Raw genomic sequence first — 19073 nt, 5'->3', positions numbered from 1 at the left:
TTTCGGTCGCGGCGTCTCCAGACGAACGAACCGGAGATGCGAACCATCATTGGAAGAATTGTTTTCCTTATATGGTGATCAGAACAGGTTTTCAAACCACCTCCTGACAAATCGAGTCAGGAGCACCAGCAAAGAAAAACACCCGCCATGCACTTGCATCGCGGGTGTCGGGACTCGACCATTCTATAGATAGCGTTTTCGCGTCACCACTTGGTATGGGCGGAAAGCGTAAACGTCCGGCCATCGCCATAACCGCAGACTGCCTCACCGTCGCAGCCCTTCACATAGGCCTTGTCGAAAAGGTTGGTGACATTAAGAGCGACGCCCCAGCTATCTTTTTCATATCGGATCGCCGCATCAAACAGCGTCGCACCGGGCACTTTGAGGGTATTGCTCTTATTGGCGTAGGATTCACCCTGATAGCGAACACCTGCACCCAGATTGACACCTTCCAAGGGACCCTGATCGACTGTGTAATCCAGCCAGAAAGCAGCCGTCACTTTGGGGACGATTGTCGGCCAGTTGCCAATCAGCTTTGCGTCTTCATCCTTGGTGATTTCCATGTCGAGGACGGTCAGTGATGCCAGAGCTTTCCAGTTCTGGTCGATATTGACCTTGCCTTCCAGTTCAAGCCCGGTTGATGTGACCTCGCCCAATTGCGTGTCGATGAACGTACCCGGAATACGCGACAGAGCATTCTGTTTGGTGATCTGGAACACCGATGCAGTCAGCAGGCCATCAACAAAGTCAGGTACATATTTGACGCCAGCTTCAAACTGATAGCCCTCCTCCGGTTTTAAAGGATCGCCCAATGTTACGCCGATCACCGGGTTGAAGAATGTGGCGGCACTGATATAGGGCGTCACACCGTTGGAAAATTCATAGCCGAGGCCGATACGCCCGCTGACAGCGCTCTTATTGTATTCATAAGTCGGACCCAGCGGGAAAAAGGGACCTTCAGCCGAATCCGATTGGATTTTCACATAATCGTAGCGGCCATTCAGAGTGACCAGCCAGCCATCGCCAAAGCGCACCTGATCCTGCGCATAGACGCCAATCTGGTTCATCTTCAGAACCTGATCGAGATAGACGCTGGTTGAGCCCTGCGGCGCCCCATAGACCGGGTTGTTGGCACTGATCGGTGTTGCGCCCCCTGACGCCTGCACCTGATCGATCTTGAAATATTTGTAGTCGACGCCAAACAGGAAGTTGTGCTCAAGCGCTCCGGTGGTGAATTCCTTTTCGGCGCGGTTGTCCATCAGGAATGTATCGACCTTGGTGTCGTGATTGAAGCCAATGCGATACAGCAGATTATCCGGTGTTGTCGGGTTCGGGCCACCACCAAAGGGGAATTTTGGATCAACATAGCCATAGGGATAAGGATTGGTTTCCTGTTTGCTCAAATGGCTGTAGCGGACATTCTGGCTGAGTTTCCAGCCACTATCGAATGTGTGCTCGACTTCGTAGCCGATCATCGCCTGCCTGTATTTGCCATCATCGATGCCGGGTTCAGTGAAATTCGCATCGCGGCTGATCTTGCCGAATGGCGCATCGACAACCGTGCCCACATAGGGAAGAAAGTTGCCGCCCGCATGGGTCTGATCGAGAGCCGAGAAATAGCCATGCAGGGTAATTTTGGTATCGGCTGATGGTTCATAGGTCAGCTGCGGTGCGATAATGCCGCGCAGGTCCTCGGCAAAATCCGTCTGCTGATCGCCGCCCGCTATCCGGCCAGTAAAGCGATAGGTCCACACCCCGTTTTCGTCGATCTTGTCGCCGACATCGACACCGAGATAAGCATTGCCGTACTGGTTGATGCCGGTTTCGATACGGCCGAAGCGGTCCTTCTGTGGACGCTTGCTGACCATATTGACGATGCCGCCGGGATTGGCGCCGCCGTAAAGCACGGATGCCGGGCCTTTGAGGACTTCAACGCGCTCAAGCATGAACGGATCGACCTGGAAGCCGCCGAAGCCGTAACCGTAGAGCGGCAGGCCATCAAGGAATATGCCTGTCTGGGTTGCCTGAAAACCACGAATGAAAATCCAGTCCGTGTCAGGGTCTTCGCCGAAGGGCGATGCGGTGATACCAGCCGTGTAACGCAGGGCTTCGTCCACTTTCTTGACGCCGCGGTCCTGCAACTCCTGTTGGCCAACGACCGAAACGGACTGCGGGATAGCAGTGATCGGCATATCTGACTTGGAGCCAGCCTGGGTTTTCTTGGCTACATATCCATTCACGGGACCGGTTGCCGAGCCATTGCCGCCATCAATGACGATTTCCTTCAGGACGATGGGCTCTTGAGCGCTTGCAGCATTCGGCATAATTGAAATGCCCAGTGTCGTGCTGGCAAGCAAAAGACTTGCCCAGCTGGTCCGGTTGTTTCTTGTCATTGTGTCGCCCCAAAATACAATGATCCCGCACGCCGCTGCACCCGCGCTGGTATCATCATGTGCCTGAAAGATATTATGAATATTTAACTCAACTATATGGTGGGGTCTTGTCTGAAACCGCGGATTTTTGAACGTTTTGGGGCTAAAGTCCGCCGGTTACTTCTGTGCGCGTTGCCATGCGGCTGGTGTGACGCCGGTGTGTTGGCGAAATACGCGCGTGAAATGAGCCTGATCGGCAAAGCCCGCAAGTTCCGCAATGTGATTGAGACTATGGTTCGAGCGCAGCAGCATCTCCTCGATGCGCCGCACGCGGACACTCATCTGCCATTGATGTGGCGGCATGCCTGTGGAAGCTTTGAAGGCGTGGCCGAAATGCGATTGTGACAATCCGGCCAGCTCCGCCAATTCCTGCAGACGGATCGGTCGCATCCAGTTTTCCTCGAGATAATCGGTGACACGGCGCAATTGCCATGGGGCAAGCTTGCTTCGCTTGCGTTCCGCCTTGGCCTTGATGTCGAACAGCACCGAGAACACGGAGATTGCCAGACTCTCCCCGTAAAGCTGGTGCAATGGCTCCGGATTACAACATTCTCCAGCAACGAGATTGGCGAGCGCCAGAATACGCGCGTCGGAAAACATCAGGCGTGGCTGGGCCATGACACCGAGGTCAACATCTTCGCCAAAGCGTTTAACCAGAGATTTTACATTGAAATGCAGGTCAATGTGGCGGATGTGCTTGACCTTGTCGAGACGGGACCAGAGCGGCATGCCCGCCGGGACATAGCACATGGGGTTGGCTACCCCTTCATGGCCGAGATCTTTGCTTTGCGGGTCCAGTTTCACGTTGAAGGTGCCGGTCTTCAGCCCATCAAGGATGATGAAAAGCCGGGGGTCTCTCGCTTCGTACTGGCCACTCGCATCCGCTGCACAATCGACGCTGAAAAGATCGGCGGCAATGCCATCCCAGGAGCGCTGTTGCAGCCCTCCCACAACCGTAAAGCCATTGATCTTGGTGTTCATGCGCGGTTGAAACGTCATACTTTTGGATAATATGGTGTGAAATAGCGCGCAACAACAATGATTTAGAACGCTTCCAGAAGGTTTTGCACTAAGTATAAAAATGTGAATAAAGAAATCATGTTTAGCTGTTGAAATCATTCGTCCAATTGAAATCAGGTCCGGAACATGACTGTTCCGGACCTGACGTCGTCGTGATCTGTTATTTCAGCGACTGTCGCCCTATGGCAACAATAGCGCTGCCTGTTATGCCGGTGCGAGCACCGACTCTCCCTTCAACTCACGCATACTCGGCAGGAAGATGGTGAGGAGGCCAAGGAACGGCAGATAGGAGCAGATCATATAGACAAAGTCGATGCCTTTGCTGTCGGCAACAACACCGAGAACCGCAGCCGCAATCCCGGCCATACCGAAAGCGAAGCCGAAGAAGATACCGGCAATCATCCCAACGCGTCCGGGCACCAATTCCTGCGCAAACACCACGATAGCCGGGAAGGCAGAGGACAGGATGAGGCCGATAAATACGGTCAGCACACCGGTCCAGAACAGGTTTGCGTAGGGCATCAACAGCGTGAACGGCAGGACGCCAAGGATTGAGAACCAGATCACGGTTTTGACGCCGATCTTGTCACCGACCAGCCCGCCGCCAATGATGCCGACAGCCGCTGCACCAAGGAACAGGAAGAGCATCAGCTGCGACTGTTGCACGGTGATGCCGAATTTATGGATCACGTAAAACGTGTAGTAGCTCGATATGCTGGCCAGATAGATGTTCTTGCTGAAAACAAGCAATGTCAGAATGATCAGCGACATCGTTACCTTGCGGCGCGGCAGTTTCAGGGCGCGGCTTGCAGGCGGCTTTTTCGAGTTGGCGGCGCGATAGCGCTGATACCAGTTGCCGACCTGATAAAGGATGATCATGCCAATGAGTGCAGCTGCGGAAAACCAGGCAATGCTCTGCTGGCCGTGCGGCAGGATGATAAAGGCTGCCAGCAATGGGCCAAGTGCCGTGCCGAAATTGCCACCAACCTGAAACAGCGACTGGGCAAGGCCATGACGCCCGCCGGAAGCAAGACGGGCAACGCGCGACGATTCCGGATGGAAGATGGACGAACCAATACCGATAAAGGCCGCCCCGATGAGCAGCATCGAATAGTGCGTGGCAATCGACAGAAGGCCAAGGCCGACAAGCGAAAAGCCCATGCCAACAGGCAGGGAATAGGGCATGGGGCGTTTGTCGGTGTAAGTGCCGACGATAGGTTGCAGCAGCGATGCCGTGACCTGAAACGTCAGGGTAAGAAGACCGATCTGTTTGAAGTCGAGCCCATAATTGGTCTTGAGCATCGGGTAGATAGCCGAAAGCATTGATTGCATCATGTCATTGAGCAGATGGCAGAAGCTGACAGCAAAGATGATCGCGAAGGCGGTGGTTTCAGCGCTTGAGCGCTGCAAAGGCAAGGACGTATCGGTCATATCGGGCGTTCCATCGGAGAATGAGGGGGTGAATCGCGACCGCCGCGTCCCCTTCACCTCTCTGATATACTTGTTGCGCAGAACCCGCCTTCGTGGTTTGGTCTATTTCTTTCGCAAGTGGGCCAAGTCCGATGCTCTATCTGAAATTTCCTGAAGCAAGCTTCTTTTCAAAAGATTTTCTACGGCTTCACCTTCAAAGGCTTGAATGGCTTGAGCAATCCAAGGGCGATGTCGTTGCGGGCCTCGCGCACTATCCGTCCGGCTGCCATATCCCTGAACATCGCCATAGCCTGTCGCAGCTTCTGCACGCGATGACCGGTGTTGCGATGGTGACAACGAAGTTCGGCCGCTGGATGGTTCCGCCCCATCACGCTTTATGGCTTCCCGCAGGAATAGGACATGCGGTGGATATGCATGGTGATGTGGCCATGCATTCCATCTATGTGCGGCCTGACGCGGTGGAGGGGCTGAAGAGCCATCTGCACGTAACCAGCCTGACGCCCTTGATGGACACGCTTATTCGTGAAGTGGTTGCTTCACCGGAGCAGGAACAGGTAAGCCCGCGCGCCACCTATATGATGGGATTGCTGCTGCATGAAATTCCCATGCTGGAAGAGCAGCCGCTTGGTCTGCCCTTTCCTGATGATACGAGACTTGCAGCGCTCTGCCGGAGCTTTCTGAAAGACCCTTCACCGCGCACAAATATAGACGATTGGGCCGATCGCTTGGGTATGAGCCGCCGCACCTTTACGCGGTTTTTCCGGCGCGAGACGGGATTAAGCCTCTCGACATGGCGGCAACAGGCCTGCCTTCTATCCGCCTTGCCCCGCTTGACGGAAGGCGAACCGGTAACGAGCGTTGCGCTTGACCTTGGCTATAACAGCGTTCCCGCTTTCACCACCATGTTCAAGCGCATGCTGGGAGCGCCTCCCCGCAATTATCTTCACTCGGCCGCTTGAGCCCTTGGCGCCGGAACATAATTGAGGATCGGGCCAAGCCAACGCTCGACGTCCTCGACAGGCATGTCCTTACGCTCGGAATAATCCTCGACCTGATCGCGCTCCACCTTGGCGACGCCGAAATAATAGGATTCCGGATGGGCGAGATAAATCCCTGACACCGAAGAGCCCGGCCACATGGCATAGCTTTCGGTGAGGCGGACATTGATCTGCTTTTCCGCATCGAGCAGGCTGAACAGTGTGTCTTTTTCCGTATGGTCAGGCTGGGCCGGATAGCCGGGTGCCGGACGGATGCCGCGATAAGGCTCGCCGATAAGCTCGACGGGTTGCAGGCTTTCATCAGACGCATAGCCCCAGAATTCCTTGCGTACCTTCTCATGCATCAATTCGGCGAAGGCTTCGGCAAAGCGATCTGCCAGAGCCTTGACCAGAATGGAGGAGTAATCATCATTGGCCCGCTCAAAACGTTCCGCAATGGCGATCTCTTCTATACCCGCCGTGACAACAAAGCCGCCAATGTAGTCCTGCTTGCCACTGCCTACCGGCGCAACGAAATCCGACAACGCCACATTTGGCCGGCCATCCCGCTTCGAAAGCTGCTGGCGTAAAGTATAAAGAGTGGCAAGGTCTTTCGCGCGCGTCTCATCAGTGAACAGACGGATATCGTCGCCGACCGTGCCCGCCGGCCAGAAGCCGATGACGGCTTTCGGATTGAACCATTTTTCGTCAATGATTTTGGTCAACATTGCCTGCGCATCGGCAAACAGCTGCCGCGCCGCTGCACCCTGATGTTCATCTTCGAGAATAGCGGGATAACGCCCCTTCAGCTCCCAGGTCTGAAAGAAAGGTGTCCAGTCGATATAGCGCGACAGTTCCGCAAGATCGTAATTCTCAAACACCCGCGTTCCCAAGAACGAAGGCTTTGGCGGTTCATAGCCGGACCAGTCAATCTTGTGCGCATTGGCCCGGGCCTTTTCCAGCGATAGCCGCTGCTTGTCCGCTTCGTTGCGGGCATGGGTCTCGGCGACCTTGGTATATTCCTTGCGGATATTGTCAACGAAGCCGCCCTTGGTGTCAGGCGACAGAAGATTGGACACCACACCCACGGCGCGGCTTGCGTCGGTGACATAAACAGTCTGGCCGCTGTGATAGCGCGGATTGATCTTGACCGCCGTATGGACGCGGCTTGTCGTTGCGCCGCCAATCAGCAGCGGAATGTTAAAGCCTTCCCGCTCCATCTCGGAAGCCACATGCACCATCTCGTCAAGCGAGGGCGTGATCAGACCGGACAGGCCAATAATATCGACATTCAGCTCTTTTGCGGTCTGAAGAATTTTGGTGGCGGGCACCATGACGCCGAGATCAATGATCTCGTAATTGTTACAGGCGAGCACGACGCCGACAATGTTCTTGCCGATATCGTGGACGTCGCCCTTGACGGTCGCCATCAACACTTTACCGGCGCTTTCGCGTTCGCCCGTGCCGCCATTGGCAAGCTTTTCCGCTTCCATATGGGGCAGAAGCAGAGCAACGGCCTGTTTCATCACGCGGGCGGATTTCACCACCTGCGGCAGGAACATCTTTCCGGCACCAAAAAGATCGCCGACAACATTCATGCCCGCCATCAACGGGCCTTCGATCACATGCAGCGGCCGCTCGGAACCGAGCCGGGCTTCCTCGGTGTCAACATCGATAAATTCGGTGATACCATTGACGAGGGCATGGGAAATGCGGTCGGCGACGCTCCATTCGCGCCAGGCAAGATCGCGTTCGCGCGCCTCCTTGCCCGCCGAACCCTTGTAACGTTCGGCCAGATCAAGCAGGCGTTCGGTCGCATCGTCGCGGCGGTTGAGAACCACGTCTTCGCAGGCATCGCGCAGTTCCGGATCAATGGATTCGTACACTGCCAGCTGTCCGGCATTGACGATACCCATATCCATGCCAACCTGAATGGCGTGGTAGAGGAACACGGCATGCATGGCTTCGCGCACCGGTTCATTGCCGCGGAACGAGAATGACAGGTTCGAAATACCGCCCGAGATATGCACATGCGGCAGCGTTTCGGTGATCTGGCGCGTGGCTTCGATGAAGGCAACGCCGTAGCCATTGTGCTCCTCGATACCCGTGGCAACCGCGAACACGTTGGGATCAAAGATAATATCCTCAGGCGGAAACCCTGCTTCCTTGGTCAGAAGCTCATAGGCGCGGGTACAAATCTCAACCTTGCGCTCCAGCGTATCGGCCTGCCCCGCCGTATCGAAGGCCATGACCACGACGGCAGCACCATAGGCGCGCACGCGTTTGGCATGATGCAGGAAGGCTTCCTCGCCCTCTTTCATGGAGATCGAATTGACGAGCGGCTTGCCCTGCACGCATTTCAAACCGGCCTCGATGACATCCCATTTGGAACTGTCGATCATCACAGGCACGCGCGCAATATCGGGCTCGGCGGCAATCAGGTTGAGGAATTCGACCATCGCCTTTTCGCTGTCGATCAGGCCTTCATCCATATTGATGTCGATGATCTGCGCGCCATTGGCAACCTGATCGCGGGCCACATCAAGTGCGGTGGCGAAGTCACCTGCGGTGATCAGTTTGCGGAACTTGGCGGAGCCGGTGATGTTGGTGCGCTCGCCCACATTGACGAAGGGGATATCCTTGGTCAGCGTGAATGGCTCAAGGCCGGAAAGGCGCATATGAACCGATATATCGGGGATCTGGCGCGGCGGATATTTTCCAACAGCCTCGGCAATCGCCCGGATATGCTCCGGCGTGGAGCCGCAGCAGCCGCCGACGATATTCAGCAGACCTTCCTGAGCAAAGCCCTCAAGCTGTTCTGCCATAGCTTCCGGGCTTTCGTCGTACTGACCGAATTCATTCGGCAGTCCGGCATTGGGATAGGCGCAGACGAAGGTATCGGCAACGCTGGAGATTTCTGCCAGATGCGCGCGCATCGCATTCGCACCAAGGGCGCAATTCAAGCCTATCGTGAAAGGTTCCGCATGGCGGACGGAATGCCAGAAAGCGGTTGGTGTCTGCCCGGATAGCGTACGGCCCGACAAATCGGTGATCGTGCCGGAGATCATGATCGGCAGCGTAATGCCCTTTTCCTCGAATACTTCCTGCGTGGCGAAAACGGCTGCCTTGGCATTCAGCGTATCGAAGATCGTTTCAATCAGGATGATATCGGCACCGCCATCCATCAGACCGCGCACCTGATCCGCATAGGCAATGCGCAGATCATCAAAAGTAACAGCGCGATAGCCGGGATTGTTCACATCGGGCGAAATGGAGGCTGTACGGTTTGTCGGTCCAAGCGCGCCGGCAACGAAGCGGCGCCTGCCATCCTTCTGTTCAGCCTTGATCGCAGCACGGCGCGCAAGGCGCGCACCATCACGGTTCAGCTCATAGACCACCTCTTCCATGCTGTAATCAGCCTGGGCAATGGTCGTGGAAGAGAAAGTGTTGGTTTCAAGAATATCAGCGCCAGCCATGGCATAGGCGTAGTGAATATCCTCGATTGCCTGTGGCTGGGTCAGAATCAGAAGGTCATTATTGCCCTGCAGGTGGCAAGAGCAATCCGTAAAGCGGTCGCCGCGAAAATCATCCTCGTTAAGGCTCAGCCCCTGAATCTGCGTGCCCATGGCACCATCGAGAATCAGGATGCGTTCCTGCGCCGCCTTGGTCAGCGCTTCAAACACTTCCGAGCCGTCCCGCGGAGCGCCCATGGGACCAAACAGATTATCGACTGCAATATTCATCGTACAAACGCCTCTTGGCCATCTTGGGATGGGAGGCGTAAACTCACATAAAGATATCTTTATGTCAACAAATCAATTCTATTGGCGGCAAATTCTGTCGCAGCTGCGGCGTCTTGTCATGCTGCTGCAAAACCGTCCCTGGCCGTTACTTTTCACCCGTTCGTTTCAAGAGGTATGTATCCATGATCCAGCCTTTTTGTTCGCGCGCCACGTTGCGCAATCGTTCGATCTCATCGACCACATCGCGCAACCGGCCCGATAGAAGAATCTCGTCCTCCGTTCCGACATAGGCACCCCAATAGATATCGACGTCTTCCTTGATATTTTTGAAAGCGCCCTCGCCGTCGAGCATGACCACAATGCTTTCCGAGTTGTTGGGAAACCCCTCTTCCAGCTTGCGGCCTGTCGTAATGGTGATGGATTCGCCGATACGATTGAGCACGACCTTATGCTTGGCTGTCAGCGCCTGAATGCTTGATATGCCGGGGATCACATCATATTCGAGTTCAAAGCCACCTTTGGCATTGAGCCGATCCAGAATGCGCAATGTGCTATCATAAAGAGATGGATCACCCCAGACGAGAAACGCCCCGCACTCGTCATGGCCAAGTTCCTCCATGAGCAGATGCGCATAGGTCGCCTCCACCTTGTCGTGCCAATCCTCGACACTGGCGCGATAGGTCGATGATGGCTTGTGGCGAACGGGCGTTTCAAAATCGACTATGCGATAGTCATGATCCATGATGAAACGCTCGCAGATCTCGCGGCGAATGCGCGACAACTGTTCCTTTTCGACGCCTTTATCAGGGATAAAGAAGACGTCGGCCTGATTGAGCGCATTCACAGCCTGAATAGTCACATAGTCAGGATTGCCTGCCCCGATGCCGATAATGAGGACTTTCCGCTTCATTGCCGCAACTGCGATGTTTTTGGGCGCATCCCTGCTTCCTTTGCGCTGATCAGAGCACAGAAGAGATCATGCAGCCGCTTGGCACCGGGATGACTGGCATGGCGGCGCAGCCGTGCCACCTCGACACTGGCGGCCGCCACAAGATCGGCGTTCTTCGGTTGCTGCATCAGCCAGGCAACGAAGACATCCTCCGGCAATGGTGTAGGGTTCATCAATCCCATGCCAGTGCTCCGCCGCTCTGATATTCAATGACGCGTGTTTCGAAGAAGTTCTTTTCCTTCTTCAGATCCATCGCTTCCGACATCCACGGGAAGGGATTATCCGTATCGGCAAAGACCTGCGCGAGGCCAAGCTGGGCGCAGCGGCGGTTGGCGATGAAGTGCATATAGGTTTCGCACAACGCGGCATTCAGCCCGAGAAAACCGCGTGGCATGGTATCGCGGCTATAGGAGGCTTCGAGTTCAGCGGCATCCCGGATCATCCCGCGCAGTTCTTCAGTAAATGCCTTCGTCCACAGATGCGGGTTTTCGTGACGAATCTGGTTGATCACGTCGATGCCGAAATTCATGTGAATGCTCTCGTCGCGCAGGATATATTGATACTGCTCGGCAATGCCGACCATTTTGTTGCGCCGTCCGAGCGACAGAATCTGGGCAAAGCCCGTATAGAACCACATGCCCTCGAAAATCACATAGAAGGCGACAAGATCGCGCAGAAACGCCTGATCCATCTCGGGCGTTCCGGTTTTGAAGTCCGGATTATCAAGGTTCTGCGTATGCTTGAGTGCCCATGCCGCCTTGTCGGTAATGGAAGGCACTTCGCGGTACATGTTGAACAGTTCACCCTCATCGAGCCCAAGACTTTCAACGATATATTGGAACGTATGGGTATGAACCGCTTCCTCAAAAGCTTGACGCAGCAAATATTGACGGCATTCCGGATTGGTCAGGTGGCGATAGATGGCGAGCACGATATTGTTGGCGACAAGCGACTCCGATGCGGCAAAGAAGCCGAGATTGCGCTTGATCATGCGCCGTTCATCATCGGTCAGGCCGTCCTTGGATTTCCACAGCGCAATGTCAGCCTGCATTGAGACTTCTGTCGGCATCCAGTGATTGTTACAGCCGTTGAGATATTTCTCCCAGGCCCAATGATATTTGAGCGGCAGGAGCTGGTTCACATCGGCGCGTGAATTGATCATCGCCTTGTCATCAACACGTACACGGCCACCGCCGCGCACGATATCGCCAAGACCCGTGGCGTCAGTGGCAGGCGCCTGATCGGGCGCGAGGGCAGGATGGATAGCGCGGGCCGCATTGGCGGCAGCTTCGGTATTGGTCCAGTCAAGCATGGTTGTCTCCTTCAATTCATTGCAAAGCGTGGTGTGGCAGGCGCGTGCGCGCTTACTGGCAGGCTTCACAGTCAGGATCGTTGATGGAACAGGCATTTCCAGCCGGTTCCGACAGAATGATGGGTTCAGCAATCGGCTTGGCGGCAACCGCATTCAGCTTGCCATCCGTGCCTTTCAGCGTGGATTTTTCCACATGCGAGGCAGATCGCGAGCGCAGATAATAGGTGGTCTTCAACCCGCTGTTCCAGGCGAGGCGATAAAGCTCGTCCAGTTTCTTGCCGCTTGGGTTGGCGATATAAAGATTGAGCGACTGCGCCTGATCGATCCATTTCTGCCGGCGCGAGGCCGCTGCGATCAGCCATGCGCTGTCGATTTCAAAGGCAGTGGCATAGAGCGCCTTGAGATCGTCAGGGATGCGATCGATCTCGCCGACCGAGCCATCGAAATATTTGAGGTCCGAGATCATCACTTCATCCCATAGCCCGCGCGCCTTCAGATCATGCACAAGCGCGGCATTCACAACGGTGAAATCACCGGACATGTTGGATTTGACGAAGAGGTTCTGATAGGCGGGCTCAATGGACTGGGCGACGCCGCAAATGTTCGAGATGGTGGCGGTTGGTGCAATCGCCATAGTGTTGGAATTGCGCATGCCCGATTTTTTCACCCGCTTGCGCAAGGCTTCCCAGTCAAGGGTTGTGCTGCGATCCATGGAAAGCCTGGCACCGGTTGCTGTGCGGGCCTGATCGAGCAACTCAATGGAGTCGATGGGGAGAATTCCTTTCGACCACAGCGAGCCGCTGAAGCTTGGATAGCTGCCGCGTTCGCTGGCGAGGTCCACCGACGCGGAAATGGCATGGTAAGAGATCGCTTCCATGCTCAGATCGGCGAAAGCCACGGCCTCGCTGGACGCATAGGGAATGCGCAAGGCTTGCAAGGCATCCTGAAAACCCATCAGCCCAAGGCCAACCGGACGGTGACGCAGATTGGAATGGCGCGCTTCCGGAATGGTGTAGAAATTGATGTCGATCACATTGTCGAGCATCCGCATGGCTGTTGCCACCGTGCGGGCCAAACGTTCCAGATCAAGCCCCTGACTGCCAATGTGATTGGCTAGATTGATGGAGCCGAGATTGCAGACCGCAACTTCGTCCCTGGATGTATTAAGCGTAATCTCGGTACACAGGTTCGAGGAATGCACCACGCCGACATGGCCCTGCGGTGAGCGGATATTGCAAGGGTCCTTGAAAGTCACCCATGGATGGCCTGTTTCGAACAGCATGGTCAGGATACGGCGCCACAGGTCCAATGCCCTGACGGTGCGGAACACACGAAGTTCACCGCGCGCAGCCTTGGCTTCATAGGCCTCATAGGCGGATTTGAATTCTGCACCATAGAGGTCGTGCAGATCAGGCGTCTCATCGGGCGAGAACAGGGTCCATTGTTTATCCGCTTCCACACGGCTCATGAACAGATCAGGCACCCAGTTGGCCGTGTTCATGTCATGGGTACGGCGGCGGTCATCCCCGGTGTTCTTGCGCAGATCGAGAAACTCCTCGATGTCCACGTGCCATGTTTCAAGATAGGCGCAGACCGCGCCCTTGCGCTTGCCACCCTGATTGACCGCGATGGCCGTGTCATTGGCAACTTTCAGGAATGGCACCACGCCCTGACTTTCGCCGTTGGTGCCTTTGATGTGGGCACCAAGGCCGCGTACCGGCGTCCAGTCATTGCCAAGACCGCCGGAATATTTCGCCAGCAGCGCATTATCCTTCACCGCCTTGAAGATACCGTCGAGATCATCGGCAACGGTGGTCAGGAAGCAGGAGGATAGCTGCGGGCGCAACGTGCCCGAGTTAAACAATGTTGGCGTGGACGCCATGAAGTCGAACGACGACAACAGATTGTAGAATTCGATGGCGCGGGCTTCACGGTCGATCTCGCGCGACGCAAGTCCCATGGCAACGCGCATCAGGAACGCTTGCGGCAGCTCAAACCGGATGCCGCGTGTCTGCTGGAGATAGCGATCATAAAGCGTCTGCAAGCCGAGATACTGGAATTGCAGGTCGCGTTCCGGTTTCAAGGCAGTGGCAATCTTTTTGAGATCGAAACGAGCCAGTTCCGGGTCGAGCAGTTCGGCTTCAATGCCAGCTTTTACATAGGCCGGAAAATAATCTGCGTAGCGTTCCGCCATTTCTTGCTGGGTTGCCTGTTCAGACCTGCCGAAAACAAAACTCAATGCTTCGCGGCGCAGCTTGTCGAGCAGCAGACGGGCGGTAACGAAGGAATAGTTCGGCTCGGTTTCAACGAGCGTGCGCGCTGCCAGAATAGGCGCAAGCGACAGCTCATCGAGCGTGATGCCGTCATAAAGATTACGCTGGGTCTCGCTCAGAATGGGAGTAGCGCTGACCCCCTCCAGACCTTCACAAGCCTCATTGATGATACGGGCGAGACGGATGTCATCGAGCGGAGCCTTGGTGCCGTCGAGCAGGGTGACATTGAGTGACGGGCCGGTTTCAGCCACGGGCTCAACCAGTTTGGCGCGTTCCCGCGTACGCTCTTCCCGGTAGAGAACATAGGCGCGTGCAACCTTGTGGTTCTCGCTGCGCATAAGGGCAAGCTCAACCTGATCCTGCACATCCTCAATGTGAAACAGACGGCCCTCGCTGCTGCGGCGTTTCAATGTTGTCACGATGTCGGAGGTCAGACCTTCAACCACATCATGCACACGGCGCGAGCCAGCGGCGACATTGCCTTCAACGGCGAGGAAAGCCTTGGTCAAGGCGACAGTGATTTTCAGGGGATCAAACGGTGTTACCGAACCATTGCGGCGGATGACGCGGTAGCCGGGTTCTGTCGAGGATGATGGTGTGTCGCCAGAGCGAACAGGTGCTTGACCATCGGTACGGGTGGTTTCAAGAGAAAGAGACATGTGCTTATACCCCAAATGTTGGGGGCAAAGGTCGAGCGCACGCGTGCAAGGAATAGGTCAGGGACTGACCATTGCAAGCGACACACCGGGACACCCCGCCCGTGGACGTTCATCATGTTATGGCAGGTCTCCTGGCTCACAGGTCGGCGCTGGTGTCGGCCTTCCCGAAGCGATTGCACCTTGAGGGCGCAGCTTCAGTGGCATTATCGACAACAACTCGCTGTTTACAGTTGCGGGGGCAGCGCCGGCATCAATGTCAACGACACCTCACCGGCTTCCCTCTTAGCTCCCGGTCTTGCGACTCGGTAGAACCATAACATCTATATTTAGTATCAAATCGCCATCCGCAGTCAATAGGTAGATGGTGATATCTTCGCTAACTCAGAGCATCGCGGATTGGGGCAAAACAAATGGTACGGATTTGCCGGGCAGGCCACCCACTTTCAGCGCGCATTCATAAACACGCAAGATGCGGTCATCCGTCAAGACTTGCTCAGGTGTACCCACAGAATCAGCATGGCCCCTGTGCATAACCACAATACGGTCGGCAAACATGGATGTAAGATTGAGGTCGTGCAGGATCGCGATGACGCCGCCACCACGATCAGCAAAATCACGGGCAATCTGCATGATAATAAGCTGGTGTTTGATATCGAGGCTGGAAACCGGTTCATCCAGAAAGAGGAAGCGGGGCTGGCCATCAAGCACCGGTTGCCAGACCTGGCAGAGAACGCGCGCCAGTTGCACGCGCTGTTGTTCGCCGCCGGAGAGTTCCTGATAAAAACGTCCGCCAAAGCCTGCAAGGTCGACCCGTTCGAGCGCGTCATCCGGCAGGGTATCCACGGTATGACGAGGCGCGCCGGAACGGCCGCTGGTCATTCCAAGCTTGACGATTTCCCGCACGGTGAACGGGAAAGACAGCGAGGTTGATTGCGGCAGGATCGCGCGCATGGCCGCCATCTGCCAGAGTTTCAACTGGGTGATCAGGGTGCCATTGATGCTGATTGTGCCCTCATGCGGCAGATCACCGGAGAGAGCACGCATCAATGTCGTTTTCCCCGAACCATTAGGGCCGACGATGACGGTGAACTCACCTGCCCCAGCATCAAAGGATACATCTTTGACAATCTTGCTTCGTCCAAGTGACACGGAGACATTGGAAACGCGGATCATGGTCATAGGTCCAGAATGCCGCGACGACGCAGCAATATCCATAGGAAGAAGGGAGCACCAACGGCAGCAGTGACAATGCCGATGGGCAGTTCTGATGGAGCAACGATTGTGCGGCTCACAGCATCGGCAATCAGCAGCAGGCTTGCGCCAAGCAGCGCAGCCGCTGGCAACAGGTAACGATGATCCGGACCAATTACGAGGCGCAGAAGATGCGGGACAACTACGCCGACAAAGCCGATACCACCGCTGACGGCAACCGATGCGCCTGTTGCCGCTGCAACCGTGACAATGGCAATGCGTTTGAACCGCTGGACGGGAATGCCGAGATGGCTGGCTGATGCCTCTCCCAATGCCAGACCATTGAGGCCGCGGGCGAGGAAAGGTGAAATGACAAGTGCGAATGCAATCAACGGCCCTGATGCAAGTATCTTGATCCAGCTGGCACCGGCAAGCGAGCCGAGGCTCCAGAATGTCAGGTCACGTAACTGCTTGTCATCGGCGACATAAACAAGAACCCCGATATAGGCAGCGGCCATGGCACCAAGCGCAATCCCCGCGAGCAGCATGGTGGCGATGGATGTTTGTCCCCGCCGCGTTGCCACACGGTATAGAATAAGGGTGAAGGCCAAGGCGCCGAAAAAAGCAGCAAGCGGTAGTGCATAAAGCCCAAATAAAGCGACAACAGGCGCAAAAATGGTTCCGCCCAATACGATCACGCTGACTGCACCCAGACCCGCACCCGCCGATACGCCAACAATGCCGGGATCTGCCAGTGGATTGCGAAAAAGGCCCTGCATGACCGCACCGGACACGGCAAGCGAAGCTCCAATCAATGTGCCGAGAATGACGCGCGGCAGCCGGATATCATAGATAATGATGCGATCTCTGACAGACAGTGCGCTTTCCGTGCCGTCAGCGCCCGAAATCAGGGACTTTACGACAGCGATAACAGACGCATCGGAGGCGCCGAACGCGAGGCTAAAAATGATAGTGGCGATGAGCACCACGCCAAGACAGGCAATCACTGCACGCGCAAGCGCGGATCTGTCACCATCAGGACGCAGTTTTTTGCCGCCCTGCGCGGAGGCAAGGACGGCAGGTTTTCTCAAGATTGCCTCGCTCATTGGCTTAGTTCGTTGCCGTATATAGCTTCTGCCAGTTCATGGATCGCCTTGGGCGCACGCGGGCCAAAACCCAGCAGATATTGACCGCCCATACGAATGATCTTCTTGTCCTTGCCAGCCGGTGTGGCTGATATTGCCGCATTGGCAAGAAGGTCGGCATTGTCTGATGAGTGATCGCCGCCGCGGTCCATGACCAGAATGACATCGGGCTTGGCAGTGATGATCGCCTCATCGGTCAGCGGTTTGTAACCCGGATATTCCGTGATCGCATTGTCGGCACCTGCGAGGGCTATGATACCATTGGCCGCCGTCTTGGTACCGGAAGCCATGATCTTGCCGCCTTGCGCACTCAGCACAAACAGAACGCGCTTGCGGTTTTTGATGTTCTTCGTCGCGTCTTCGGATGTCTGCAAATCCTTTTCGACCTGCGCGGCCAGCTTTTCGGCCTTGTCATCGACGCCAAGCGCCGCGCCCACGACGCGGATTTTCGCGGTGATACTTTTGCCCGTATAGTCCTCAGGTACGAAAACAAAAGGAACGCTGGCCTTTTTGAGAACGTCGATCGTCTCTTTCGGGCCACTGCCCTCGACGGCAATAATGGCTGTCGGGTTGATGGAGAGCACGCCTTCGGGTGAAAGCGCACGCATATAGCCCACGTCGGGCAACTTCCGTGCCGCTTCGGGATAGATGCTCGTCTGGTCGCGCCCGACCAAATGGCCCTCCTCACCCAGTGCATAGACAATTTCAGTAATGGAATCGCCGATGGAAACCACGCGGCTTGCATCGGGAAGGCGTCCGGTTACTTCTTCTGCTGAAGCGATGCCATGGGACAAAGACAATGTCAGCAACCCGGCAAACGAAGCAGCAAGGGGCAGTTTTCGGTTTCTGGAAAACATGTTCATTTCCTTATGCCGCCGAACGCATGATGCGGGGCATGCTCTCCACGAGCTGGCGCCAGTCGGCGCGCTCTCCCGAGCCCTCATGCCGCTTGCCAAAGAACTGGATGATCATCTCACCTTCGGCACCATAGGCTTCGAGCGAGGTTACATGACCGTCCTTCGTCGGTTTGCGAACGGCCCAAACTTCCGCGATGTGATCAAGCCGCAGATGCATATGAAACGTTTCATCAAGGATATTGAGCCAAGGACCCATTGATTTGATGTTTTCAATCGGCCCGGAGTGAATCTGAATGCAACCGCGATTGCCGACAAAGCACATGATCGGTATCTGCTCCTGCACCGCATGATGCATCATGGCACCTAGAGCATCGCGGTCGAGGGCCCAGGCGAAATCTTGCCCGATCACCTGCACCGCCTGATGGCGTGTCATTTTCAGTGAGCGCAGGATGCCAAAGAATTCATGCACATCCTTCATCTGGGTCCAGCGATCCCGCAGGCCATCCGCATCGAGTTCATGAATTTCGGCAGTTTTTTCTTCAAGCTTTGGCAAGGCCTTCACTTCGATGCTCTGTGACTGGTCATCGAGGCGCAGCTTGGCGACAAGCGCGTGATAGGCTTCAAGATCGGACGCCGGGCGCAGATGAATTTTGTGGATCGCTTCGCCAGCCGCATCGAAGAACTGCAGGCTGCGGCGGGTAAATTCGCCATCCTGTTTTTCCACCGCGAAGCCATGGGCCCAGCTATCGGGAAAGAGACGCATATCGATCTGCTCGCCGAGAAGCATTGAGGCATGTTTCCCGACGACAGGCTTGTCGTAAACACCGATCTTCTCGTGGACGGCGCTTTCATTGCGCGTCAGCGCCATGACCTCACCCAAGGTCTGGATTTCGGTCAGGAACGTCTCGATGCGCGGCGTGATGCGAATGACATTGATACCGCAGAATGCGGCAACCAGATCAGCCTCGGTAATGCCGAGTTGCTGGGCAAGATCGCGCTCGCGCATTTTTGGATTATCAGCCCGTGCCTGGCGAATGTGCTGGGGTGTCGGCTTTTGGATATCGGTCATGGTCTCTGGGTGCCT

The 19073-nt window shown here is 55.7% G+C and carries 13 protein-coding genes and 1 riboswitch; of the genes, 1 reads left to right on the top strand and 12 read right to left on the bottom strand.

Translation table 11 applies throughout. The features are described 5' to 3' along the window. Window positions 1–203: 203 nt before the first annotated feature. The 3 genes from FHW17_RS14130 to FHW17_RS14120 form a co-directional block, all read right to left on the bottom strand. A complete protein-coding gene (locus FHW17_RS14130) occupies window positions 204–2393 on the bottom strand; it encodes a TonB-dependent siderophore receptor (protein WP_182510142.1) in 2190 nt (729 codons plus the stop codon). Between the two features lie 156 nt (window positions 2394–2549). Beyond that, a complete protein-coding gene (locus tag FHW17_RS14125; protein ID WP_182510141.1) occupies window positions 2550–3431 on the bottom strand; it encodes an AraC family transcriptional regulator in 882 nt (293 codons plus the stop codon). A gap of 225 nt (window positions 3432–3656) precedes the next feature. After that, window positions 3657–4883, bottom strand: a complete 1227-nt coding sequence (locus tag FHW17_RS14120; protein ID WP_113094952.1) for an MFS transporter — start codon at window positions 4881–4883, stop codon at window positions 3657–3659. A 131-nt stretch (window positions 4884–5014) separates the two neighbouring features. On the opposite strand from FHW17_RS14120, the gene FHW17_RS14115 reads away from it, so the two are divergent. Continuing rightward, window positions 5015–5842, top strand: coding sequence for a helix-turn-helix transcriptional regulator (locus tag FHW17_RS14115; protein ID WP_112522420.1), 828 nt, complete (start codon window positions 5015–5017; stop codon window positions 5840–5842). Here FHW17_RS14115 and metH read toward each other — a convergent pair. The 9 genes from metH to FHW17_RS14070 form a co-directional block, all read right to left on the bottom strand. Continuing rightward, entirely contained in the window at window positions 5827–9603 is a 3777-nt protein-coding gene (gene metH / locus FHW17_RS14110; RefSeq protein ID WP_182510140.1) for a methionine synthase, read from the bottom strand. The two genes, FHW17_RS14115 and metH, sit on opposite strands and share 16 nt — an antisense overlap. A gap of 145 nt (window positions 9604–9748) precedes the next feature. Continuing rightward, entirely contained in the window at window positions 9749–10513 is a 765-nt protein-coding gene (gene cobF / locus FHW17_RS14105; protein WP_182510139.1) for a precorrin-6A synthase (deacetylating), read from the bottom strand. Beyond that, on the bottom strand, window positions 10510–10734 hold the full coding sequence (locus FHW17_RS14100) for a hypothetical protein (protein WP_112522423.1): 225 nt from the start codon (window positions 10732–10734) through the stop codon (window positions 10510–10512). The genes cobF and FHW17_RS14100 overlap by 4 nt, the downstream gene beginning before the upstream one ends. After that, complete coding sequence (locus FHW17_RS14095) at window positions 10725–11864, bottom strand: ribonucleotide-diphosphate reductase subunit beta (protein ID WP_113094948.1); 1140 nt, start codon at window positions 11862–11864, stop codon at window positions 10725–10727. The genes FHW17_RS14100 and FHW17_RS14095 overlap by 10 nt, the downstream gene beginning before the upstream one ends. Window positions 11865–11916: 52 nt before the next feature. Beyond that, window positions 11917–14796 carry a ribonucleoside-diphosphate reductase subunit alpha gene (locus FHW17_RS14090; protein ID WP_182510138.1) on the bottom strand — a complete coding sequence of 960 codons (2880 nt, stop codon included), beginning with the start codon at window positions 14794–14796 and terminating at the stop codon, window positions 11917–11919. Window positions 14797–14899: 103 nt separating this feature from the next. Beyond that, window positions 14900–15127: riboswitch (cobalamin riboswitch) on the bottom strand. A 50-nt stretch (window positions 15128–15177) separates the two neighbouring features. Further along, entirely contained in the window at window positions 15178–15969 is a 792-nt protein-coding gene (locus FHW17_RS14085) for a heme ABC transporter ATP-binding protein (protein ID WP_112522536.1), read from the bottom strand. A 2-nt stretch (window positions 15970–15971) separates the two neighbouring features. After that, window positions 15972–17093, bottom strand: a complete 1122-nt coding sequence (locus tag FHW17_RS14080; protein ID WP_113094946.1) for an iron ABC transporter permease — start codon at window positions 17091–17093, stop codon at window positions 15972–15974. Beyond that, window positions 17090–17995, bottom strand: a complete 906-nt coding sequence (locus tag FHW17_RS14075; RefSeq protein WP_112522426.1) for a hemin ABC transporter substrate-binding protein — start codon at window positions 17993–17995, stop codon at window positions 17090–17092. The genes FHW17_RS14080 and FHW17_RS14075 overlap by 4 nt, the downstream gene beginning before the upstream one ends. A gap of 4 nt (window positions 17996–17999) precedes the next feature. Further along, window positions 18000–19058: a ChuX/HutX family heme-like substrate-binding protein gene (locus tag FHW17_RS14070; protein WP_182510137.1), complete on the bottom strand. Its 1059-nt coding sequence runs from the start codon at window positions 19056–19058 to the stop codon at window positions 18000–18002. Between the last annotated feature and the right edge of the window lie 15 nt (window positions 19059–19073).

It is taken from the genome of Phyllobacterium sp. P30BS-XVII, from assembly GCF_014138335.1.
GTDB classification, from domain to species: Bacteria; Pseudomonadota; Alphaproteobacteria; order Rhizobiales; family Rhizobiaceae; genus Phyllobacterium; species Phyllobacterium meliloti.
This window is presented reverse-complemented; position numbering and strand designations above follow the sequence as displayed.